Source organism: Pseudomonas fluorescens, assembly GCF_001902145.1.
Classification (GTDB): domain Bacteria; phylum Pseudomonadota; class Gammaproteobacteria; order Pseudomonadales; family Pseudomonadaceae; genus Aquipseudomonas; species Aquipseudomonas fluorescens_BV.
The window spans coordinates 255,267-277,991 of the sequence record NZ_MRST01000024.1 but is presented as its reverse complement, the minus strand read 5'-3'; the positions used below and the strand labels follow the sequence as shown (position 1 = coordinate 277,991).

22 protein-coding genes are annotated in these 22,725 nt (G+C 60.9%); 3 read left to right on the top strand and 19 right to left on the bottom strand.

Features of this window, described 5'->3' with window-relative positions; translation table 11 throughout:
• Window positions 1-146 precede the first annotated feature (146 nt).
• The 16 genes from dtd to hutC all read right to left on the bottom strand — a co-directional run bounded on the left by dtd (window position 147) and on the right by hutC (window position 18,254).
• Window positions 147-584 carry a D-aminoacyl-tRNA deacylase gene (gene dtd / locus BUE92_RS15235; protein WP_073524663.1) on the bottom strand — a complete coding sequence of 146 codons (438 nt, stop codon included), beginning with the start codon at window positions 582-584 and terminating at the stop codon, window positions 147-149.
• The gene (gene pip / locus BUE92_RS15230) at window positions 581-1,552 is read right to left on the bottom strand and encodes a prolyl aminopeptidase (RefSeq protein WP_034125552.1); all 972 of its coding nucleotides are present in this window, start codon (window positions 1,550-1,552) and stop codon (window positions 581-583) included. Before pip ends, dtd begins: the two co-directional genes overlap by 4 nt.
• Window positions 1,553-1,655: 103 nt before the next feature.
• Window positions 1,656-2,585 (bottom strand): alpha/beta hydrolase, encoded by a 930-nt coding sequence (locus BUE92_RS15225; protein ID WP_073524662.1) that lies wholly within the window; start codon window positions 2,583-2,585, stop codon window positions 1,656-1,658.
• 74 nt (window positions 2,586-2,659) lie between these two features.
• Window positions 2,660-3,595: a choline ABC transporter substrate-binding protein gene (locus tag BUE92_RS15220; RefSeq protein WP_073524660.1), complete on the bottom strand. Its 936-nt coding sequence runs from the start codon at window positions 3,593-3,595 to the stop codon at window positions 2,660-2,662.
• A gap of 212 nt (window positions 3,596-3,807) precedes the next feature.
• Entirely contained in the window at window positions 3,808-4,608 is an 801-nt protein-coding gene (hutG, locus tag BUE92_RS15215; protein ID WP_073524658.1) for an N-formylglutamate deformylase, read from the bottom strand.
• A gap of 12 nt (window positions 4,609-4,620) precedes the next feature.
• Complete coding sequence (hutI, locus tag BUE92_RS15210; protein ID WP_073524656.1) at window positions 4,621-5,826, bottom strand: imidazolonepropionase; 1,206 nt, start codon at window positions 5,824-5,826, stop codon at window positions 4,621-4,623.
• Between the two features lie 15 nt (window positions 5,827-5,841).
• The gene (locus tag BUE92_RS15205; RefSeq protein WP_034125549.1) at window positions 5,842-7,251 is read right to left on the bottom strand and encodes an amino acid permease; all 1,410 of its coding nucleotides are present in this window, start codon (window positions 7,249-7,251) and stop codon (window positions 5,842-5,844) included.
• A 161-nt stretch (window positions 7,252-7,412) separates the two neighbouring features.
• A complete protein-coding gene (gene hutH, locus BUE92_RS15200) occupies window positions 7,413-8,951 on the bottom strand; it encodes a histidine ammonia-lyase (protein ID WP_143169988.1) in 1,539 nt (512 codons plus the stop codon).
• 26 nt (window positions 8,952-8,977) lie between these two features.
• Window positions 8,978-10,486 (bottom strand): histidine ammonia-lyase, encoded by a 1,509-nt coding sequence (gene hutH / locus BUE92_RS15195; protein ID WP_073525029.1) that lies wholly within the window; start codon window positions 10,484-10,486, stop codon window positions 8,978-8,980.
• A gap of 136 nt (window positions 10,487-10,622) precedes the next feature.
• Window positions 10,623-11,447 carry a quaternary amine ABC transporter ATP-binding protein gene (locus BUE92_RS15190; protein ID WP_073524655.1) on the bottom strand — a complete coding sequence of 275 codons (825 nt, stop codon included), beginning with the start codon at window positions 11,445-11,447 and terminating at the stop codon, window positions 10,623-10,625.
• Entirely contained in the window at window positions 11,444-12,295 is an 852-nt protein-coding gene (locus tag BUE92_RS15185) for an ABC transporter permease (RefSeq protein ID WP_043047273.1), read from the bottom strand. The genes BUE92_RS15190 and BUE92_RS15185 overlap by 4 nt, the downstream gene beginning before the upstream one ends.
• Before the next feature lie 71 nt (window positions 12,296-12,366).
• On the bottom strand, window positions 12,367-13,332 hold the full coding sequence (locus tag BUE92_RS15180) for an ABC transporter substrate-binding protein (protein WP_073524654.1): 966 nt from the start codon (window positions 13,330-13,332) through the stop codon (window positions 12,367-12,369).
• Between the two features lie 69 nt (window positions 13,333-13,401).
• The gene (locus BUE92_RS15175) at window positions 13,402-14,847 is read right to left on the bottom strand and encodes a purine-cytosine permease family protein (protein WP_073524653.1); all 1,446 of its coding nucleotides are present in this window, start codon (window positions 14,845-14,847) and stop codon (window positions 13,402-13,404) included.
• Window positions 14,848-14,977: 130 nt separating this feature from the next.
• On the bottom strand, window positions 14,978-16,651 hold the full coding sequence (gene hutU / locus BUE92_RS15170) for a urocanate hydratase (protein ID WP_073524652.1): 1,674 nt from the start codon (window positions 16,649-16,651) through the stop codon (window positions 14,978-14,980).
• 335 nt (window positions 16,652-16,986) lie between these two features.
• Complete coding sequence (locus tag BUE92_RS15165; RefSeq protein ID WP_073524651.1) at window positions 16,987-17,547, bottom strand: HutD/Ves family protein; 561 nt, start codon at window positions 17,545-17,547, stop codon at window positions 16,987-16,989.
• Window positions 17,544-18,254 (bottom strand): histidine utilization repressor, encoded by a 711-nt coding sequence (gene hutC / locus BUE92_RS15160; RefSeq protein ID WP_256719619.1) that lies wholly within the window; start codon window positions 18,252-18,254, stop codon window positions 17,544-17,546. The genes BUE92_RS15165 and hutC overlap by 4 nt, the downstream gene beginning before the upstream one ends.
• A gap of 147 nt (window positions 18,255-18,401) precedes the next feature.
• Here hutC and BUE92_RS15155 point away from each other — a divergent pair, with 147 nt between their 5' ends.
• On the top strand, window positions 18,402-19,766 hold the full coding sequence (locus tag BUE92_RS15155; RefSeq protein WP_073524646.1) for a formimidoylglutamate deiminase: 1,365 nt from the start codon (window positions 18,402-18,404) through the stop codon (window positions 19,764-19,766).
• Between the two features lie 124 nt (window positions 19,767-19,890).
• Here the strand turns inward: BUE92_RS15155 and BUE92_RS15150 are convergent, their stop codons facing one another.
• Together BUE92_RS15150 and BUE92_RS15145 are read right to left on the bottom strand one after the other, a co-directional pair.
• Window positions 19,891-20,460: a lipocalin family protein gene (locus BUE92_RS15150; protein WP_034117302.1), complete on the bottom strand. Its 570-nt coding sequence runs from the start codon at window positions 20,458-20,460 to the stop codon at window positions 19,891-19,893.
• A 30-nt stretch (window positions 20,461-20,490) separates the two neighbouring features.
• Window positions 20,491-20,745, bottom strand: a complete 255-nt coding sequence (locus BUE92_RS15145) for a hypothetical protein (RefSeq protein WP_003187823.1) — start codon at window positions 20,743-20,745, stop codon at window positions 20,491-20,493.
• A gap of 220 nt (window positions 20,746-20,965) precedes the next feature.
• On the opposite strand from BUE92_RS15145, the gene BUE92_RS15140 reads away from it, so the two are divergent.
• Entirely contained in the window at window positions 20,966-21,238 is a 273-nt protein-coding gene (locus BUE92_RS15140) for a type II toxin-antitoxin system Phd/YefM family antitoxin (RefSeq protein ID WP_003171142.1), read from the top strand.
• The gene (locus BUE92_RS15135; protein WP_073524644.1) at window positions 21,235-21,558 is read left to right on the top strand and encodes a type II toxin-antitoxin system RelE/ParE family toxin; all 324 of its coding nucleotides are present in this window, start codon (window positions 21,235-21,237) and stop codon (window positions 21,556-21,558) included. The genes BUE92_RS15140 and BUE92_RS15135 overlap by 4 nt, the downstream gene beginning before the upstream one ends.
• A gap of 57 nt (window positions 21,559-21,615) precedes the next feature.
• Here the strand turns inward: BUE92_RS15135 and BUE92_RS15130 are convergent, their stop codons facing one another.
• Window positions 21,616-22,626, bottom strand: coding sequence for a class 1 fructose-bisphosphatase (locus BUE92_RS15130; protein ID WP_003187818.1), 1,011 nt, complete (start codon window positions 22,624-22,626; stop codon window positions 21,616-21,618).
• Window positions 22,627-22,725 lie beyond the last annotated feature (99 nt).

The window sequence follows — 22,725 nt, the reverse complement described above, 5'->3', positions numbered from 1 at the left end:
CTCTACCTAAGTCAAAAATGGACCAAACAACGCTGATCCCCGTAGCGCGCGATTATCTAGTAGCCCGCGAGACAACGCATCAGGGACAGTGAAGTATTTGTAGCGAAACCCTGCGTTTTTAGGCATTAACGTCGCTTTTCATACATTCATGTCTGTAAGAGGAAGGTCACAGGGCCATCATTGACCAAGTACACCTGCATATCCGCGCCAAAACGCCCTGACGCCACCTTGCCATGCAATTGTTGCGCTTGTAACAACAAGTGATCAAAAAGCGCCGCCCCCAGGGCCGGTGGAGCCGCTGTGGAGAAACTGGGCCGCAGCCCGCTTTTGGTATCCGCCGCCAGGGTGAACTGCGACACCAGCAGCAAACCGCCGCCGACGTCCTTGAGGGACAGGTTCATCTTGCCCTCCTCGTCACTGAACACCCGATAGTTAAGCAGCTTGTGCAACAGTTTGTCGGCGCTCTCGGGCGTATCTGAAGGCTCGACGGCGACCAGCACCAGCAAACCCTGGTCAATCGAGCCTACCACCTCCCCTGCGACCTCAACCCGGGCGCCACGCACCCGCTGCAACAGGCCCTTCATGCTTCTTCAGGCGGCAGGTCGAGCAGGCGCCGGGCCATTTCGCCGGTTGCACGCACCAGTGCATCGGTGATGCCCGGCTCGGACGCCGCGTGCCCTGCTTCGCGGATGACCTGCAACTCGCTGTTGGGCCAGGCCTGATGCAGCTCCCAAGCGTTATCCAGCGTGCAGATCATATCGTAGCGGCCATGGATGATGACGCCAGGCAGATGGGCGATCTTGTGCATATCGCGAATCAGCTGGTTGGGTTCCAGGAAGGAGTTGTTGGTGAAGTAATGGCATTCGATACGTGCGATAGACAAGGCGCGCTGCGGCTCGGAAAACCGCTCCACATGCTGCGGGCTCGGGCACAGGCCCAACATACGGCCTTCCCAGCCCGACCAGGCTTTGGCCGCATGCATCTGGGCGATCTGGTCGTTGCCGGTCAGGCGCTTGTGGTAAGCGGCAATCATATCGTGGCGCTCTTCCACCGGGATCGGTGCCACATAGTCCTGCCAGTAATCCGGGAACAGGCGGCTCGCGCCCTCCTGATAGAACCAGCGAATATCCTGCGGGCGGGCGAGGAAGATGCCGCGCACGATCAGGCCGTGCACACGCTCGGGGTGGGTTTGCGCGTAGGCCAGCGCCAGGGTCGAGCCCCACGAGCCGCCGAACAGCACCCACTTGTCGATGCCCAGGTGCTCGCGGATGCGTTCAAGGTCAGCGACCAGATCCCAGGTCGTGTTGTTCTCGAGGCTGGCCCTCGGCGTGGAGCGGCCGCAGCCACGCTGGTCGAAGGTCACAATATGGTAGAGGTTCGGGTCGAAATAGCAGCGGCTCTGGGCGTCGCAACCGGAGCCGGGGCCTCCATGGATAAACACGACAGGCAAGCCTTCGGGGGAGCCACTTTCATCGACATACAGGGTGTGGGTGTCATCGACAGCCAGATCGTGCCGGGCGTAGGGTTTGATCTGCGGGTACCAAGTCTGCATTGCGCGCTCCGTAGGGTGTCGGGTTCATCCCAGTGGGGACGTCTATTATTTTGCCGTCCCGCATCATAAACCCGAATTGTGCAATGAGCATGTCCTTGAGCACTTAGACCTGTGTCAGCAGTTCGCGCCTCAGGTAACCCAACAGATAGTCATACAGCCGATCCACCTCTGGCACCTGGCCGCGTGCACGCAAACAACCGTGGACCAACCCCTTGCCGGGATACAGCACGGTTTCCACGCCAGCGGCTTGCAGGCGTTCGGCGTAAAGCCGGCCGTCATCGCGCAGCGGGTCGAACTGGGCTACGGCGATCAACGCCTTGGGTAACCCGCTGAACGTCTCGGCCAGCAGGGGCATGGCGTAGGGCGAAGGTATGCGTATGTCACCCAGGTATAACGCCAGGTAGTCCTGGGTGTCGGCACGGCTGAGCAACGGTGCATCCCAGCAATCAGCCCGCGAGGGCAAGTCGGCGGGGCCACCCAAGCCTGGGTAAACCAGTATCTGGGCGCGGGGCATTGCTTGCTGGTCATCACGCAGCCCCAGGCACAACGCTGCCGCCAGGTTGCCGCCGGCGCTGTCGCCCATCACTACCCGCCATTCGAGGTTGATGGCATGCGGCCCCTCGCCTGCCTGGATCGCCCGCCATACCGCCCGGCAATCGTTGTAGGCCGCGGGGTAAGGATGCTCAGGTGCCAAGCGGTAGTCGATGGCGATCACCAGCACTTGCAGGGTAGCGGCCAGTTCAAGGCAGATGAAATCGTGGGAATCCAGCCCACCGACGACCCAGCCGCCGCCGTGTATATAAAGGAGGCAGGGCCAGCCTTCTGATGGATCAGGCGCCTGGGGCCTATAGGTGCGCACGCTGACGCCGCCGACAGAAAAATCCGCGACGTGCAGCCCGGCGGGTACGGGCGGGGTGAAGGCCTGGCACATGCGGTCATAGGCTTGGCGCAGTCCAGCCAGCGATGAGTCATCGCTGGTAAAGGCTTCGGTCTTGGCGACAAAGGCGCGCATCTGCGAAGAAATAGGATACATGTGCACACCTTATTCACGATGGAGATCAGTGTGGGAGCTGGCTTGCCTGCTCCCACATTGGCCCGGTGGTGTTTTCAAGGTTTCAGGCTGGCCTGTATGGCAGCGACACCGTCGCTGCCATCAAAGGCTGTCACCCCGGCCAACCAGCGCTGCAGATCCTCGGGATGCTCGCGCAGCCATTTTTTCGCCACTTCCTGCGGCGACTGGCGCGCCATGATCGGCACCATCAACTTACTTTCCTGGGCGGCGGTGAAGGTCAGGTTGGTGAGCAGCCGGTTGGCGTTCGGGCAGCGCTCGGCAAAGTCCGGCGCTGTCACCGTAGAAACCGTGGCCCGACCTTCGTTGGGGCCGAACACGTCTTCACTGCCGGTGAGGTAGGCCATTTTCATGTTGAGGTTCATCGGGTGCGGGGTCCAGCCAACGAACACCACGAACTCCTTTCGATTCACCGCACGTTGCACGGCGGCGAGCATCCCCGCTTCACCGGACGCGACCAGCTTGAAGCCGCCCAGGCCAAAGCGGTTGGTGTCGATCATTTTCTGAATATCGGTATTGGCGCCACTGCCCGGCTCGATGCCATAGATCTTGCCGCCGAGTTTGTCCTTGAAGCGGGCAATGTCGGCAAAGGTCTTCAAGCCGGCATCGGCCACGTATTGCGGCACTGCCAGGGTGGCCTGGGCGTCAGCGAGGCTCGGCATGTCGAACACCTTGACCTGCCCGGCCGTCAGGAACGGGGCGATGTTGTTGTCCATCGCCGGTTTCCAGTAGCCGAGGAAGATATCCAGGCGCTTGTCGCGGATACCGGCAAAGATGATCTGCTGTACGGCGCTGGTCTGCTTGCTGTCGTAGCCCAGGCCACTGAGCAGCACGTCCGCCATGCCGGAGGTGGCGACCACGTCGGTCCAACTGACTACACCCATGCGGATGGTTTTGCAGGAAGCCGGTTCGGCGGCCATGGCATGGCTGCTCACATAGCCACTGAGCATGAGGGTCAACAACAGTCGTTTCATGGAATTGGTCTCACTCGGCAGTTTTTATTGTGGGGATGGCGTCTGATGCGCCCTATTCACAACCTTACCCAGCAAAACCCTGATGAACTCGGCCTGTGGCGACCGGCAATTGCACTGTGGCGACTGTTGAGCCGTCATCGCAGGCAAGCCAGCTCCCACACTGAATGTATTCACACATCAAAGGTGGGTTCAGCTTGCCTGCGATAGCGACTTCAGCCGTAGCGCTTTTGTCCCCAGGTCAACAGCCCTTCCAGCAACTGCCTCAACACCACCCGAGTCGGCTCGGCCAAATCAGGGCGATAACGGAACGGTTCGAACTCCTCCATATAGGTGCTCTGGCACAACTCCAGCTGCACCGCGTGGATATCCTGCGCCGGGTTGCCATAGTGACGGGTGATATGGCCGCCCTTGAAGCGCCCGTTCAGCACATGGGTGTATTGCGGATGCTGGGCGCAGATGGCTTCCAACTGACTGGCCAATTCTGGATCGCAGGCGGCGCCGTTGAAGGTGCCCAGGTTGAAGTCCGGCAATTTGCCGTCGAACAGGTGCGCGATCACCGAGCGGATCGAGTGCGCATCGAACAGCAACGCATAGCCGAATTCGGCCTTGAGGCGCGCCAGCTCCTCTTGCAGCGTGCGGTGATAAGGGCCCCAGACCTTCTGCAGGTAAGTGGCGCGCTCTTCTTCGGACGGCGCCCGGCCTTCAAGGAACAACGGCACGCCATCGAACAGCGTCTCTGGGTACAGGCCAGTGGTAGCGCCGGCATACAGCGGCGTGTTGTCGGAGGGGCGGTTCAGATCAATGACAAACCGCGAGTACTCCGCCGCCAGGGTGCTGGCGCCCAGTGCTTCGGCAAAGTCATACAACAGGGGTATATGCCAGTCGGTATCCGGCAGGCTTTGCGCCTCGGGGATCAACCCGGCCTCGACCGCAGGCGTGAGGCGCAGGCCGGCGTGGGGCATGCTGATCAGCAGCGGTACGCGGCCTTGTTTGAACGTCAGAACCTTATCCACAACAGCATCCTCTCAAACAGTGACGTCGACGCCGTGGCGCACGACGCGTTTATCCAGTTCGCCACCCAGCCAGTAGGCCAGGTCGGCGGGGCGGTCGATCTGCCAGGCGACAAAATCCGCGACCTTGCCCACTTCCAGGGAACCATGGGTCTCGCCCAAGCCCAACGCGGTGGCCGCGTGTTGCGTGGCGCCGGCCAGGGCTTCTTCCGGGGTCATGCGAAACAGGGTGCAGGCCATGTTCAGCATCAAACGCACCGACAGCGCCGGCGAGGTGCCGGGGTTGAGGTCGCTGGCGATGGCGATCTTCACGCCGTGCTTGCGCAGGGCGTCCATGGGCGGCAACTGGGTTTCACGCAGGAAGTAAAAAGCCCCCGGTAGCAACACGGCAACGGTGCCGGCAGCGGCCATGGCGATGGCGTCTTCTTCGGTCATGAACTCCAGATGGTCGGCCGACAGCGCGTGATAGCGCGCCGCCAGGCTTGACCCATGCAACGACGAGAGTTGCTCGGCGTGCAGTTTCACCGGCAAGCCAAGTTGCTGGGCGACCTTGAATACCCGCTCAACCTGCTCGGGGGAAAACGCCAGGTATTCACAGAAGGCATCGACCGCATCCACCAACCCCTCGGCGGCCAGGGCCGGCAGCATCTGGCTGCAGATGTGCTCGATGTAATCGTCGGCGCGGTCCTTGTACTCCGGCGGTAACGCGTGGGCGGCCAGGCAGGTGGCGCGCACGCTGACCGGCAGCGCTTCACCCAGGCGCCGAGCCACGCGCAGCATCTTGCGTTCGTTGGCCAGGTCCAGGCCGTAGCCGGACTTGATCTCCACCGTGGTCACGCCGTCACGCAGCAAACTGCGCAGGCGCTTTTCGGCGCTCAAGAACAGCTCATCTTCGCTCGCCGCACGGGTTGCGCGCACAGTGCTGGCAATGCCGCCGCCCTTGGCCGCGATCTCGGCGTAGCTGACACCTTCAAGGCGCTGCTCGAATTCGCCGCTGCGATTGCCACCGAACACCGTATGGGTGTGGCAATCGATCAGCCCGGGGGTGACCCACGCGCCTTGCAGGTCATGCACCTGGGCGTAATCCGCGGTTGGCGCCTGGCTGCGGGGGCCGACCCACTCGATGAGCGAGCCGGCAGTCACCATGGCGGCATCCTCGATGATCGAGTATTTGCCGTTGGTCATGGTTGCGACGTGGCAGTGTTGCCAAAGCGTTTTCATCAACACCTCCCTAAGTTATCGATGAGACAAAACCGGGTCGTAATCGACCTTGGCCGTTTGCCCGGCGGCAGGCTTGACCCACAGCCAGTAGGCGATGATCAGCAGCACGATCCACACCGCGCCCACCATCAACGCCGCCTGGGTATCCGGGAAGTAACCGAGTACACCAAACACAAACAGCATGAACACAATGGCCGCTGCCGGCGCATAGGGCCAGAACGGCACCGGGAATTTCAGTTCGGCGATCTGCGCCTTGGTCATCGAGCGACGCATGGCGACCTGGGTAAACAGGATCATCAGCCATACCCACACGGTGGCGAAGGTGGCAATCGAGGCGATCAGCAAGAACACGTTTTCCGGGATCAGGTAGTTGAGCACCACACCGCCGAGCAAGGCGGCGCCCATGACCACCACGGTCATCCATGGCACGCCTTGTTTGGACAATTGCGCGAAGCCCTTGGGCGCCTGCCCTTGTTGAGCCAGGCCGTACATCATGCGCCCGGCGCCAAAGATGTCGCTGTTGATCGCCGACACCGCCGCCGAGATCACCACAATGTTGAGGATGGTTGCCGCCGAGCCAATCCCCAGGTTGCTGAAGATCTGCACGAACGGGCTGCCCTGGCTGCCGATCTGCGGCCACGGGTAGATGGCCATCAACACGAACAGGGTCAGCACGTAGAACAACAGGATACGCAGCGGCACCGCGTTGATCGCCTTGGGGATCACGCGCTGCGGGTCCTTGGCTTCACCGGCGGTGATGCCGATGATTTCGATGCCACCAAAGGCAAACATCACCACCGCAAACGAGGCGATCAGCCCACCAATGCCGTTGGGCATGAAGCCGCCGTGGGCCCACAGGTTGCTCAGGCCGCTGGCCTGGGTTTCGCCCGCCGAGTGAATGCCAAACAGCATGATGCCGAAACCGCCGAGGATCATCGCCACGATGGCGCCAACCTTGAGCAGCGACAGCCAGAACTCCATCTCGCCAAAGACCTTGACGTTGCACAGGTTCAGGCCGCCGATCAGGAATACGATGCCCAGCACCCAGACCCAACGGGCCACTTCGGGAAACCAGAAGCCCATGTAGATGCCGAACGCGGTGACGTCGGCGAGGCAGACGATGATCATTTCAAAGGCGTAGGTCCAACCGAGGATAAACCCGGCCATGGGGCCCAGGTAGGTGCTGGCGTAGTGGCCGAAGGAACCGGACACCGGGTTGTGCACGGCCATCTCACCGAGGGCACGCATCACCATGAACACAGCGGCGCCGCCGATCAAGTAGGCCAGGAGCACGGCAGGGCCGGCCATCTGGATGGCGGAGGCAGAGCCATAGAACAGCCCGGTGCCGATCGCCGAACCCAGGGCCATGAAGCGAATATGGCGGGCGTTGAGCCCGCGTTTCAAACCTTTTTCTGGCTGATGCATTTCTCTTCCCTAATTATTCTTATCCGAGAAAAACGCGCCCTCACCTGTAGGAGCGAGCTTGCTCGCGAAAAACCTGAGAGCGCTGATGGGTGTCAGGTTTACCGCGTAATCGTTGGCGATTTTCGCGAGCAAGCTCGCTCCTACAGTGGGGCGGCGGCGTGTTAGAGGCTTGGCAGCAACTTGGCCGGCACCAGCTCATTCAGGCAGCGGCTGGCGAGCAGTTCGCTGGCAGCGTTGATGTCCGGGGCGAAGAAGCGGTCCTTGTCATAGAACGCCACCTTGTCACGCAGGATGCCACGGGCTTTTTCCAGCTTGGGCGAGGTCTTCAGGCCGTCGCGCAGGTCCAGGCCCTGGCACGCCGCGAGCCATTCCACCGCGAGGATGCCCCGGGTGTTCTCGGCCATTTCCCACAAACGCTTGCCCGCAGCCGGTGCCATGGACACGTGGTCTTCCTGGTTGGCCGAGGTCGGCAAGCTGTCCACGCTATGGGGATGGGCCAGCGCCTTGTTCTCACTGGCGAGCGCGGCGGCGGTCACCTGGGCGATCATGAAACCGGAGTTCACCCCGCCATTGCCCACCAAGAACGGCGGCAGTTGCGACATGTGCTTGTCCATCATCAACGAGATACGTCGCTCGCTCAGGGAGCCGATTTCGGCAATCGCCAGCGCCATGTTGTCGGCGGCCATGGCCACCGGTTCGGCGTGGAAGTTGCCACCGGAAATCACGTCGCCTTCAGCGGCAAAGACCAGCGGGTTATCCGACACTGCGTTGGCCTCTACCACCAACACCTCGGCGGCCTGGCGCAGTTGAGTCAGGCACGCACCCATAACCTGCGGCTGGCAACGCAGGGAATACGGGTCTTGCACCTTGTCGCAGTTCTGGTGCGATTGGGACACCTGGCTGCTCTCACCGAGCAGGTCACGATAGGCCGCTGCCGAGTCGATCTGGCCACGCTGGCCACGCGCCGCATGAATACGCGCATCGAACGGCGAGCGCGAACCCAGTACCGCTTCCACAGTGAGGCCGCCGCAAGCGAGGGCGCCGGCGAACAGGTCTTCGCCTTCGAACAGGCCACGCAGGGCATAGGCCGTGGACACCTGGGTGCCATTGAGCAGGGCCAAGCCTTCTTTGGCGGCCAGAGTCAGCGGCGTGAGGCCGGCGATTTTCAGCGCTTCGGTGGCTTCCAGCCATTCGCCCTTGTGGCGTGCCTTGCCTTCACCAAGCAGGACAAGGGACATGTGCGCCAACGGCGCCAGGTCACCGGATGCACCCACCGACCCCTTGAGCGGAATGTGCGGGTACACCTGGGCGTTGATCAGCGCGATCAGCGCGTCGATCACCTGGCGACGAATCCCGGAGAAGCCACGGCTCAGGCTGTTGACCTTGAGCACCATGACCAGTCGCACCAGTGCATCGCTGATCGGCTCACCGACGCCGGCGGCGTGGGACAGCACCAGGGAGCGCTGCAGGTTTTCCAGGTCTTCGCTGGCGATGCGGGTCGATGCCAACAGGCCAAAACCGGTGTTGATGCCGTAGGCGGTGCGGTTCTCGGCGAGAATCTGCTCCACGCAGGCAACGCTGGCTTCGATCTGGGCCGAAGCGCTGTCATCCAGGCTGAGGGTTACCGGCTGCTGGTAGATGGCACGCAGTTGGGCGAGGCTCAGTTGGCCTGGAATCAGGTTTAGCGCAGTCACATTCATACTCCTTGTGAATTGTTCTTAGGTGTTCAGTGCAAATTCGGTAAAGCAGTGTTTTTAAGCAACTGGGCAGCGGCGGCAATATCCGGCGCCAGCCAGCGGTCCTGTTCATACGCGGGGACCACTTCGCGCAGCAAACGCCAGGCGCGGTCGGTACCAGCGCCGAAACGCTGGTCCTTGAGAAACTCGAAAGCCTGGGCCGCCAGCAGGTACTCGATAGCAAGAATCTGGGTGACGTTGGCCAGCACCTGGTGCAGCTTGAGCGCGGCGTTGGTGCCCATGCTCAAGTGGTCTTCCTGCAGGCCCGAGGTGACGAAGTTGTCGAGCACTGCAGGTTGCGCCAACTGGCGGTTTTGCCCACACAAGGACGCGGCGACGTACTGCACGATCATCATTCCGGAGTTGACGCCCGGGTTGCTCACCAGGAAGGCTGGCAGGCCGCTGACATGCGGGTTGACCAGGCGGTCCAGGCGGCGCTCGGCCACCGAGCCGATCTCGGCCATGGCGATGGCGAGCATGTCGGCCGCCAACGCCACGGACTGCCCGTGGGGGTTGGCCTGGGACACCACGCGGTAGTTATCCGGCGTGCCCAGCACCAGCGGGTTGTCGGTGGCGCTGTTGAGTTCGGTCTCGATCTGGCGCGTGGCGTGTTCCACCTGGTCGCGGGCCGCGCCGTGAATCTGCGGGATCGAGCGAATGCTCAAGGCGTCCTGGGTGCGAATGCCTTTGCTGCTGGCAATCACCTCACTGCCGTCGAGCAGGGCGCGCAGGTTGATACCTACTTGCTGCATGCCCGGGTGTGGCTTGAGGGCAATGATGGCTTCGTCGAAGGCGTCGATCTGGCCGCGCTGGGCTTCGAAACTCATGGCACCGATCACGTCGGCCCATTGCAGCAAGTGATGCGCATCGGCCAGGGCCAGGCAGCTCAGGCCGGTCATGCACGGCGTGCCATTGACCAGGCACAGGCCGTCCTTGGCGCCGAGCACCACGGGCTGCAAGCCTTCTTCGCTGAGGGCTTGTTGCGCCGGGACGATACGGCCCCGGTAGCTCACATTGCCAACCCCCAGCAGGGCCACGCCGATATGGGCCATGTGGGTCAGGTACCCCACCGAGCCTTGGGACGGTACCTGCGGGGTGATGCCATGGTTGAGCAGTGCCAGCAGCGCGTGAACCACTTGTGGATGCAGGCCGGACTTGCCATGGCTGTAGTTGATGATCGCCGCGCAGATGATCGCGCGGGTTTGTTCATCGCTTAGCACCGGGCCGACGCCGCAGGCGTGGCTCAACAGCGTATTGCGCGACAGTTGGCTCAGTTGCTCGGTCTTGAGCGAGACGTTGCACAGCGCGCCCAGGCCGGTGTTGACGCCATAGGCGCGCTCGCCGCTGGTGACGATGCGCTGCACGATGGCCTGGGCATTGTCGATGCGCGCCCAGGCGTGGCCCGAGAGTTCGAGCACGGCGCCGTGGCGGGCGACGGCGGTGACGTCCTGCCAGCGCATTGGGGTGTCGGCGATGATGATTTTGGTTGCCTGGGACATCTTCATACCTTCTTCAATTCTTAGGCAGCTTTATCGGCCTCTTCGCGAGCAAGCCCGCTCCCACAGGGGAAAGCATTCCAAATGTGGGAGCGGGCTTGCCTGCGATGGCGCCAGCAGCCGCGCCACACAGCCCGGATCAGACCACCGCCGCCCGCCGCTGAACAAAGCGGTCCACATACTCATCCGCCGGAGAATGCAGAATCTCTCGCGGGGTGCCGACCTGGATCAGCTTGCCGTCCTTGAGGATCGCAATGCGGTTGCCGATGCGCACGGCCTCGTCGAGGTCGTGGGTGATGAACACGATGGTCTTGTGCAGGGTCTTTTGCAGCTCGAGCAACTGGTCTTGCATCTCGGCGCGGATCAACGGGTCGAGGGCGCTGAAGGCTTCGTCCATCAGGATGATGTCCGTGTCGGCCGCCAAGGCGCGAGCCAGGCCCACGCGCTGGCGCATGCCGCCGGAAAGCTGGTGCGGATATTTGTTTTCGTAGCCCTTGAGGCCCACGGTTTCGATCCAGTGCAGGGCACGCTCAGCACACACCTGTTTGGTCTCGCCACGCACTTTCAGGCCGTAGGCAACGTTGTCGAGCACGCTCTTGTGGGGCAGCAGGCCGAAGCTCTGGAACACCATGCTGATCTTGTGCCGACGGAATTGGCGCAGGGCGTCCATGTCCAGTTGCAGGATGTCTTCGCCGTCCACCAGGATCGCGCCGCTGGTGGGGTCGATAAGCCGATTGAAGTGGCGCACCAGGGTGGATTTGCCCGAACCCGACAAGCCCATGATCACGAAGATCTCACCGGTACCGATACTCAAGGACAGGTCATTGACGCCGACCACGCAACCGGTCTCAGCCAGTACCTGGTCCTTGGTCTTGCCCTGGCCGACCATGGCCAGCGCATCCTTGGCGCGTGCGCCGAAAATCTTGAAGACGTTTTTGACTTCGATTTTGCTGACAGTAGTCATTTGCTCGCCTCATGTCGTGGACGACCATAGGCCTGGGTAATGCGGTCGATGACCACTGCGAGAATCACGATCGCCAGCCCGGCTTCAAGGCCACGGCCGACGTTGAGGGTCTGGATGCCGACGAGCACGTCTTCACCCAAGCCACGGGCACCGATCATCGAGGCGATCACCACCATCGACAGCGCCATCATCGTGGTCTGGTTGATCCCGGCCATGATGCTCGGCAGCGCCAGCGGCAATTGCACGCCGAACAGTTGCTGCCAGCGGTTGGCGCCGAAGGCGTTGATGGCTTCCATGACTTCGCCATCGACCTGGCGGATACCCAGGTCTGTCAGGCGAATCAGCGGCGGCGCGGCGTAGATCACCGTGGCGAAAATCGCCGGGACCTTGCCCAGGCCGAACAGCATCAGCACCGGGATCAGGTACACGAAGCTGGGCATGGTTTGCATGATGTCCAGCAGCGGCATCAGCACCGAACGCAGGCGATTACTGCGGGCCGACAGGATGCCCAAGGGGATGCCGATCAGCACCGAGATCACCGTGGCAACCATCATCAATGCCAGGGTTTGCATCAGTTTGTCCCACAGGCCGACGGCGCCCACCAGGAACAGCAAACCAACAATCACTGCGGTGGTCACCAGCTTGCGCGTGGCGTGCCAGGCGATGCCCCCGACAATGGCCAGCATCAGCCACCAGGGCGCCATGCGCAGCAGGCCTTCCAGGTTGACGATGGCCCACAGCAGCGTATCGGAGATGTGCCGGAACACATCGCCGTAGTTGGTGACCAGTGCGTCCACCCAACCGTTGACCCAGTCGGCGATGGAAAACGTAAAACTCTCAGGAAACATATCGTGCTCTCGATCCAGTGGGTTGTGGCCAGCCGCCCGGCCACCCCTGAGGGTAGCCGTGCACACTTGGCCTACAAGGCCGCGTCGATTTTCTTGGCTGCGTCTTCGCTCACCCAGGCGTGCCAGACTTCAGGATGTTCCTTGAGGAATATTTTCGCCAGTTTCGGCGACTCGATCCGCTCCTTGGCCATGCGGCCCAGGTTCTGGTTCAGCAGGTCGATGGGCAGGTTGACCTTTTCCAGCACGGCCACCAGTTCCGGCGCTTGCTCGTGGAAAGTCTTGGAGAGGCCGACCTTGATGCTCACGGTTTTATCCACGCCGGGCTTTTCTTCCAGCTTGACCAGGTCGACCTGGCCCATCAGCGGCGTCGGTGACCAGTAGTAGAACAGGATCGGCTCGCCGCGCTTGTAGCTCGACAGCACCGCAGCATCCAGCGCTGGGCCGGTGCCTGGGCGGAAGTTGGTGTAGGTGGTTTCCAGGCCGTAGCTCTTGAGCATTTCGCTGTTGTCCAGCTCGCAGGTCCAGCCGGCCGGGCAGTTGTAGAAGCGGCCCTTGGACGGTTCTTCCTGGTCCTTGAACACCGAGGCGTACTTGGCCAGGTCGGCGATGTTTTTCAGGTCCGGGGCCTTGGGTTCGAGTTTGCGCTTGGCGTCGCCTTCGATCACATAGCGCGGCACGTACCAGCCTTCGACCGCGCCGACCACCGGAGCCCCGACGCCGACGACTTTGCCGGCCTTCTCGGCTTTGTTCCAGACCTCGCTGCGGCCTACCCACTCCTCGGCGAACACTTGGATGTCGTTGCTGCCCAGGGCGTTTTCCATGGTGATGGAATTGCCCGGCAAGCTGTCGGTTTTGCAGTCGTAGCCTTTTTCCAGCACGGTTTGCAGGATGTCGGTGAGCAACATGCCGCTTTCCCAATTCAGGCCGGCGAATTTCACCGGCTTGCCGGATTCACACCAGCCGGCCGCCTGGGCGCCAGCACTTGCCAGCACGCCAGCTGCGAACAAAGTAGCCAGCAAGGTCTTATTCATAGTCATTGTTGTGACGCTCCCAATCATGAAATGGATTACGGCAGTCAGTAGGCGTCCTGCCCTGTCCACGTCCCATCAGGCTTGTGCAGCCAGCTCGTTTGTTATGGGTGAAGCGCCCTGCTCTTTTGGCAGGATCAGGTGATCGGGTACCGTGCCGTGCCATTTTTTCGCACACACGTAATACAGGGCCGCCGGCAGTACCAGGCCGATGATCCAGGAGATATCCACATCACCCAGCGCGGCCACCAGGGGGCCGGTGTAGAACTTGGTGGAGATGAACGGCAACTGCACCAGCACGCCGAATACGTAGACGCTGATGCCCAGCAGGTTCCAGCGGCCGTAGCGACCGTTCGGATCGGCCAGCGCCGGCACGTCATAACGCTCGCGGGTGATGCAGTAGTAATCCACCAGGTTGATCGCGCTCCAGGGCGTAAAGAACGCCAGCAGGAACAAGATGAACGACTTGAATGCACCGAGGAACGAATGCTGGCCGAGCAACGCGATCAGCGTGGCCGTGCCGACGATCATCAACACGAACACCAGACGCTGCAGACGCGTGACCTCCAGACGCCCACGAAAGCCGCTGATGATAGTGGCGATGCACATGAAGCTGCCGTAGGAATTGAGCGTCGAGATGGTGACCTTGCCGAACGCGATGCTGAAGTACAGCAGCGCAGCGGTGGCCCCCGTGCCGCTCAAGCCAACGATATAGGCCACTTCATGCCCGGCGAATTGGCCGTTGGACATGGCCGCGGCGAACACACCGAGCACCATCGCCACTTGGGCACCGATGACCGAGCCTGCGCCAGCAGCGAGGAAGGTTTTCACCGATGACGTGTGGCTCGGCAGGTAACGCGAGTAATCCGCCACGTAAGGGCCGAAGGCTATCTGCCAGGAAGCCGCAAGCGACACGGCCAGCAGGAAACTGCTCCAGCTGAAGTGGCGAATCTGCAGGAGTGCGCCAACGTCGGTCTGGCTCATCAGGCGACTGAACAGGTACACAAAGGCAATCACACCGATGATGCTGGCGACACGGCCGATGAAGTGGATCACCCGGTAACCCAGCACCGTGACCAGTACGATGACACTGGCGAAGATCAGGATGCCGACGCTGTCGCTGACCCCGAACAACTGGCCCAGCGCCTGGCCCGACAGCACGGTGCCGGTGGCGGTGAAGCCCAGGTACATCAAGCACACCAGCACGATCGGAATGGCCGCGCCATACACGCCGAACTGCACCCGGCTGGAAATCATCTGCGGCAGGCCAAGCTTGGGGCCTTGCGCCGCATGCAGCGCCATGACGCCACCGCCGATCAATTGACCGATGAGCAAGCCGATCAACGACCAGAACACATCACCGCCCAGCACCACGGCCAACGCCCCGGTGACAATCGCAGTGATCTGCAGGTTGGCACCCATCCACAGGGTGAATTGACTGAATAGACGACCATGTCTTTCCGCTTCCGGGATGTAGTCGATCGAACGTTTCTCGATCAACGGGGTGGTGTCGTTTGCAGCCATGTTGTTCAACCTCTGATGGATTGTTCGATGCTTTTCTGTAGGAGCGAGCTTGCTCGCGAAAAACGTACATTCAACGCAGCGATGCGCCTGGAATACCTTCGCGAGCAAGCTCGCTCCTACAGTGGGTGCGTCAGCCGTTGATCATCGGCAGGTTAAGGCCCTGTTCCTTGGCGCAGTCGATAGCAATCTGGTAACCCGCATCGGCATGGCGCATCACCCCGGTCGCCGGGTCGTTGTGCAGCACGCGGGCAATCCGCTCGGCCGCTTCGTCAGTACCGTCGCAGACAATCACCATCCCCGAGTGCTGGGAGAAGCCCATGCCCACGCCACCACCGTGGTGCAGCGAGACCCAGGTGGCGCCGCTCGCGGTGTTGAGCAAAGCGTTGAGCAATGGCCAGTCGGACACAGCGTCGGAGCCGTCCTGCATGGCTTCGGTTTCGCGGTTCGGGCTGGCGACCGAGCCGGAGTCCAGGTGGTCACGGCCGATCACGACCGGCGCGGACAGCTCGCCGCTGCGCACCATTTCGTTGAACGCCAGGCCCAACTTGGCACGCTGGCCCAGGCCGACCCAGCAGATACGGGCCGGCAGGCCCTGGAAGCTGATGCGCTCGCGGGCCATGTCCAGCCAGTTGTGCAGGTGGGCGTCGTCCGGGATCAGTTCTTTGACTTTGGCGTCGGTCTTGTAGATGTCCTGCGGGTCGCCGGACAGGGCCGCCCAACGGAACGGGCCGATGCCACGGCAGAACAGTGGGCGGATGTAGGCCGGTACGAAGCCTGGGAAGTCGAACGCATTTTCCACGCCTTCTTCCTGGGCCATCTGGCGGATGTTGTTGCCGTAGTCGAAGGTCGGGATGCCTTGCTTCTGGAATTCCAGCATGGCTTTGACATGTACGGCCATCGACTGCTTGGCGGCCTTGATCACGGCGGCCGGCTCGGTCTTGGCACGAGCGCGGTATTCGTCCCAGGTCCAGCCGGCCGGCAGGTAGCCGTTGAGTGGGTCGTGGGCGCTGGTCTGGTCGGTGACCATGTCCGGGCGCACGCCACGCTTGACCAGTTCCGGCAGGATCTCTGCGGCGTTGCCCAGCAGGGCGATGGAAATGGCCTTGCCTTCCTTGGTGTACTTGGCGATACGCGCCAGGGCGTCGTCGAGGTCGGTGGCCTGCTCGTCGACGTAGCGGCTGTTCAGGCGGAAGTCGATGCTGACTTGCTGGCACTCGATGTTGAGCGAGCAGGCGCCGGCCAGGGTCGCAGCCAATGGCTGCGCGCCGCCCATGCCGCCGAGGCCGGCGGTGAGCACCCAACGGCCGGTCAGGTCGCTGTTGTAATGCTGGCGGCCGGCTTCCACGAAGGTTTCGTAGGTGCCTTGAACGATGCCCTGGCTGCCGATGTAGATCCAGCTGCCGGCGGTCATCTGGCCGTACATGGCCAGGCCCTTGGCATCCAGTTCGTTGAAATGCTCCCAACTGGCCCAGTGCGGCACCAGGTTGGAGTTGGCAATCAGCACGCGCGGGGCGTTGCTGTGGGTCTTGAACACGCCGACCGGCTTACCGGATTGCACCAGCAGGGTTTCGTCGTCGTTCAGGTGAGTGAGGCTCTCGACGATCTGGTCGTAGCACTCCCAGTTGCGCGCCGCACGGCCGATACCGCCGTACACCACCAGTTCTTTGGGGTTCTCGGCCACTTGCGGGTCGAGGTTGTTCATCAGCATGCGCAGCGGCGCTTCGGTCAGCCAGCTTTTGGCGGTGAGCTTGTTACCGCGGGCGGCGCGGATTTCGACGTCACGGTATTTTGTAGGCTTGGTCACAGCTAGGACTCCTCGGCGATCGATGCGCGGACATAGATGGTGCGAGGTCTTACGCACACACCTTTACTTGTATGTACAAGCATATGCAATCGAGCGGCCAACTTTAGCCGGGAGTGGTTGGGATTTTTTTGCACGGGACGTGCGAGCCTTGTAAATCAAGGCTTCAAAGCTTGATGAAATTTCTTACGGAAGTTTTATGCAGCAAGGGGAATTTGTCACGGCAGCGAAGCTTTGCGTCACGCTGGGGCATTCGGTAACAAATTGGTGCGCGGAGTGGAAACAGATTTTGTGAACAATGCAAAAACAAATGTGTGGCTTGCCAGCTCCCACAGTTTTTAACCGAGTGCGGTCAGTTCGATGATGCAGCAGCGGCCTGTGACCGATATTTCCAGCAACCCAGTGTTACCGTCCACTTGCAGGCAATCGTGGTGGCCAAGCTTCTCGCCCAGCACCTTCACTTCGTCCGCCACGCTGAACACCAGCACCGTCTGCGCGGTGCTGAAAAACTGCTGCATGCCATCCACCCACTGCAAGCGTGCATGGTAACGCTCGGGCGAATAGATCAGATTGAAGTCGCGAATCGGCCCTGTGATCAAACGGCATGACACCTGGCTTTCGCCCTTGAACGCGAACGGCTGCAACGGTAACAACCCGCGTTGCTCCTCACCGTCTACGGTCAGCACCATGCCCGCGCCCTTGATCACCGTAATCACGCGCTGGTAACCGGTGAAGGTGGAAAATCCACCCGACTCGGCGATATCGGCAATCGACAAACGCCAGCCGAAACCCTCCAGGCCGGTGCCCGCATCACGGGCGATTTCTTCAGTGCTGCCGCCGCCGTTCTTCCACGGCATGCGCACGTAGTCGGCGGCGCGCCAGACGTTGATCTCACTCATTTACTGAAGCGTCCTTCGAGGCTGTGACGGGAACCGGGGTGGATCAACCGCGCCGCAGTCACCGGCTGGCGACCCGACCAGGTGCGTCGGCGAATCAACAGGCACGGCTCGCTCGGCTCGATCTGCAACAACTCGCACTCGGCGGCATCGGCGAGAATCGCCTCAACCACATGCTCGCCCTCAGTCAACGGCGCGACCTGGTTCAAATAGGCATACGGGGTTTGCTGGGTGAAGTCCTGCTGCAGGTATTGCGGCGCGACCAGGGCGTTGACGAAACGGTCTTCGATTTGCACGGGAATGTCGTTCTCGTAATGCACGATCAACGAGTGAAACACCCGCCCGCCTTCGCGCATTTCCAAGGCGACGGCGCGCTCGGAACCAGCAGCCTCTTCGCCCAGGGTGATGACCTGGCAAGTGTGCCGATGCCCGCGGGAGGCGATTTCATCGGCGATGTTGTGCACTTCAAACAGGGCCGACTGGCTCTTAGGCTCGGCCACGAAGGTCCCCACGCCTTGCATACGCACCAACAGGCCTTCGGCGGTCAGCTCGCGCAGGGCGCGGTTGATGGTCATGCGGCTGAAGCCCAACTCGCTGACCAGCTCGCTTTCCGACGGCACGCGGTAATGGGGCGGCCAGTTGCCGTTGAGGATCTGCTGGCTGATCATCTGTTTGACGCGGGCATACAAGGGCGCCGGACTTTCGTCCATGTGGGCAGCCAGCGAAGAGTTGGCGGGCGGAGTCGGCACAGGGAATCCTTGCAGGGGAAAAAGATGCATAGATTGCCGGAGTTTACCGAGCAGGCAAACGTCTGTATATGTATATACAAATAAACACACGACCGGGGTGCCTTGATCATGTCCGCTTTCTTTGCCGAACGCGCACTGCTGCCTAATGGATGGGCCAACGATATACGTCTTGAAGTCAGCGCCGATGGCCTGCTGACAAAGGTTGAGCCCAATGCCAGTGCAGAAGGCGCCGAACGGCTCAGGGGCCCGGTGTTGGCGGGCATGCCGAACCTGCACTCCCATGCCTTCCAGCGCGCCATGGCGGGCTTGGCCGAAGTGGCCGGCAACCCCAATGACAGCTTCTGGACCTGGCGCGACTTGATGTACCGCATGGTCGGCAAGATCACCCCTGAGCAGTTACAGGTCATCGCGCGCCAGCTGTATATCGAAATGCTCAAGGCCGGCTACACCTCGGTGGCCGAGTTTCATTACGTGCATCACGATCTCAGCGGCCAGCCCTATGCCGACCGTACGGAACTGTCCCGCCAGATCAGCCAGGCGGCCGCCAGCAGCGGGATCGGCCTGACCTTGCTGCCGGTGCTCTACACCCACGCAGGCTTTGGCGGCCAGGCACCGAATGAAGGCCAGCGACGGTTTATCAACAGCACTGAAAACTACCTGGACCTGCAAGCGCGCCTGCAGCCCATTCTGGCGGCACAACCGGCGCAGCAACTGGGCCTGTGCTTCCACTCCCTGCGCGCCGTAACCCCCGAACAAATCCATACCGTGCTGGGCGCCAGTGACAAAAGCTGCCCCGTGCATATCCACATTGCCGAACAGCAAAAGGAAGTCGACGACTGCCTGGCCTGGAGCGGCAAGCGCCCGTTGCAGTGGCTGTATGACAACGTCGAAGTGGATGATCGCTGGTGCCTGGTGCATGCCACCCATGTCGATGCCGACGAAGTGACACGCATGGCCAACAGCCGAGCAATTGCCGGTTTGTGCCTGACCACGGAGGCCAACCTGGGCGATGGGATTTTTCCGGCGGTGGACTTTCTCGCCCAGGGCGGCCGCATGGGCATCGGTTCCGACAGCCATGTGTCACTGAGCGTGGTGGAAGAACTGCGTTGGCTGGAATACGGCCAGCGCCTGCGCGATCAACGGCGTAATCGGTTGTATCGCAGTGACCAACCGATGGTGGGTCGCACGCTGTTCGATGCTGCGCTGGACGGTGGCGCACAAGCGCTGGGCCAGCCGATTGGTCGACTGCAAGTGGGCGAGCGTGCGGACTGGATAGTGCTGGACGGTAGCGACCCGTACTTGGCGACGGCCCGTGAGGATGGGATTCTCAACCGCTGGCTTTTTGCCGGTGGTGATCGGCAAGTGCGCGATGTAATGGTCAATGGCAAATGGGTGGTGCGAGATGGGCATCATGCTGGCGAAGAAGACAGCCGCCGGGCATTCACCCAGGTCCTGAAGGACTTGCTGAACTAACGGCCAACCCATAACAAATGTGGGAGCTGGCTTGCCTGCGATAGCATCAACCCGGTGTAACTGGTGCACCGAGGTGTCTGTATCGCAGGCAAGCCAGCTCCCACATTTGATTGGGGGGGGCGAATTACTGAGACGTCTTCGCCATTTGCTTATCCGACGTACGCCAGATCAACCGCGTGGTGTCATACCCTTGCTGTCGCGCCCTGCTCAGCAGGTCTTCGCGGGTATCGGCACTCACCGTCGGCGTGCGCGACAGGATCCACATATAGCGGCGGCTCGGGCTGCCGACGATGGCGGTCTTGTAGTCATCGCTGACATACAGCACCCAGTAGTCGCCCTTGGCTACGCCCGGCAACAGTGATGTAAACCAGTTGTTGAATTCCACCCACAGCTTGTCGGTCTTGCCTGGTACCTGTGGGGTGGCAGTGCCTTTGGCCTCTTGCCACTTCCACTCAGGCGTCAGGCAGCGGTTGAACACCGACATGTCACCATCAGGCAGCAAGGTATAGCGGGCTTCGGATTGCGCACAGTTGCGCTGGAAGTACATCGGCAACCGGGCCAACTCATACCAGGTGCCCTGGTAACGCTTGAGGTTGACGTTGCTCGCAGTCTTGGGTTGCAGATCATCGCCAGAATGGCTGGCGCAGCCCGCCAAAAACAGGCTGGCGCAAAGGAACAAAACAAAACGCATCATTCTTCTTCTCCCGCAGGCTCGCGCCCCGGTTTACTTCAGGCCTTGCCCGGAAAACATCAGAACTTTGTCACCGGCGTACTGCACGCTGATAAAGCTGTTTTTATCGCCCCAGGTGCAGCTGGACATGCCCAGTGCGCCGGAACAATCGGTTGGCTTGCCCAGCAACGACTCCACCTCGGCCTTGGCCATGCCGGCTGAGAGCTTTTGGTAGTTTTCTTGGGTGACCTTGCTGCAAGCGGCTAAGAGCACGCAAAAAGCCAGCAGGGCGAGACGGCGTATAGACATGGAAAAGCTCCTGGAGAGACAAAGCAGCTGGGGTATCTGCCAGAAGCTTAGAAGGGAAAAGGGGTGTCTGGTTCCCGACGGGGGGCGCTATTTATTTTTTATGTGAACTGGCCCCTTGAAGCGTATTTTCGGATGGAAAACCACAGCCTTTCATCAGTTGCTTTCTGCCGAAGACCAAATTAGGACTAAAATCAGCCCCACCTTGAGCAAGGGCCATCCCATGAAATTTTCTTCCCAGATAAAGCCAATCAGCTACTTGAAAAGCCATACCGCCGAGATCGTCAAAACACTCACTGAAAGCCGCGAACCACTGGTCATCACACAAAATGGCGAAGCGAAGCTGGTGGTGATGGATGTGAAGAGTTTTGAAGAACAGGCAGAAACCATGGCCTTGTTAAAGCTATTGGCCTTGGGCAACCGGCAGATTGAATTGGGGCAGTTTCAAGACATGGAGGATGTGTTCGCCGAGCTGGACAAGGACGACGCTCAATGACATTCAAGGTTGTGATTCTTCACTCGGCAAAACGCGACCTTAAAGACATCAAGTCATACCTCATTCGGCAGTTCTCGACATCGACCTGGCAGCAGTCCTACGACGCGATGAAACAGGCAATGCGACTGCTTGAATCTCAACCCTATGCTGGCTCGATACCGGAAGAGATCGAGAGGTTGAATCTCAGCCAATATCGACAGGTTGTCTGTGGCATGAATCGGATCATCTACGAAATTCGAGACCCGATCATTTACGTCCACATCATCGCCGACACTCGGAAAAACCTGCAGGCGTTGCTGCTGAGAAACCTTATTCAATAAAAACAAAAGCCCCGAAGCGCTGACCGCATTTCGGGGCTTTTTAGTTACCGCAAGATCTTACTTCTTGTGATAAGCCGTCACGCGCTCAACTTCTTCCTTCGAACCCAGGAACACCGCCACACGCTGGTGCAGGCCTTCTGGCTGGATGTCGAGGATGCGCTGATGGCCGTCGGTAGACGCACCGCCTGCCTGTTCAACCAGGAACGACATCGGGTTGGCTTCGTACATCAGGCGCAGCTTGCCTGGCTTGGACGGCTCGCGGCTGTCGCGTGGGTACATGAACAGGCCACCACGGGTCAGGATGCGGTGCACGTCGGCAACCATCGCGGCTACCCAGCGCATGTTGAAGTTCTTCTTCAACGGGCCTTCTTCGCCTTCCATCAGCTCGTTGACGTAGCGCTTCACCGGTTCTTCCCAGTGGCGCTGGTTGGACATGTTGATCGCGAATTCCTGAGTGGAAGCAGGGATCGAAATATCTTCGTGGGTCAGCACGAAACTGCCCATTTCACGGTCCAGGGTGAAGCCCTTGACGCCGTCGCCCAGGGTCAGCACCAGCATGGTCTGTGGGCCGTAGATCGCATAACCGGCAGCCACTTGCTCGGTGCCTGGCTGCAGGAAGGCCTTTTCGTTCAGGGCCTCATTCTGGCTCAGGTATTCGTTCGGGCAACGCAGTACCGAGAAGATGGTGCCGACCGGTGCGTTGATGTCGATGTTGGACGAACCGTCCAGTGGGTCGAATACCAGCAGGTATGCGCCTTTCGGGTATTTGCCTGGGATCTGGTAGGCATTGTCCATTTCTTCGGACGCCATGCCGGCCAGGTGACCGCCCCATTCGTTGGCTTCGAGCAGGATTTCGTTGGACAGCACGTCCAGTTTCTTCTGCACTTCGCCCTGCACGTTTTCAGTGCCCATGCTGCCCAGGACACCGCCCAGTGCGCCTTTGGAAACGGCGTGGCTGATTTCCTTGCAAGCACGCGCCACCACTTCGATAAGGAAGCGCAGATCGGCAGGCGTGTTGTTGCTGCGGGTCTGCTCGATCAAATAGCGACTCAAGGTAACGCGGGACATGGACGGCTCCGGAGAATGGGGGGGCTAAAAACCCGCGCAGTTTAGCGCGAGTCGGGGCTGATTTCCTCTAATCAGAGGATTTAACGCCAATAGAGTTCA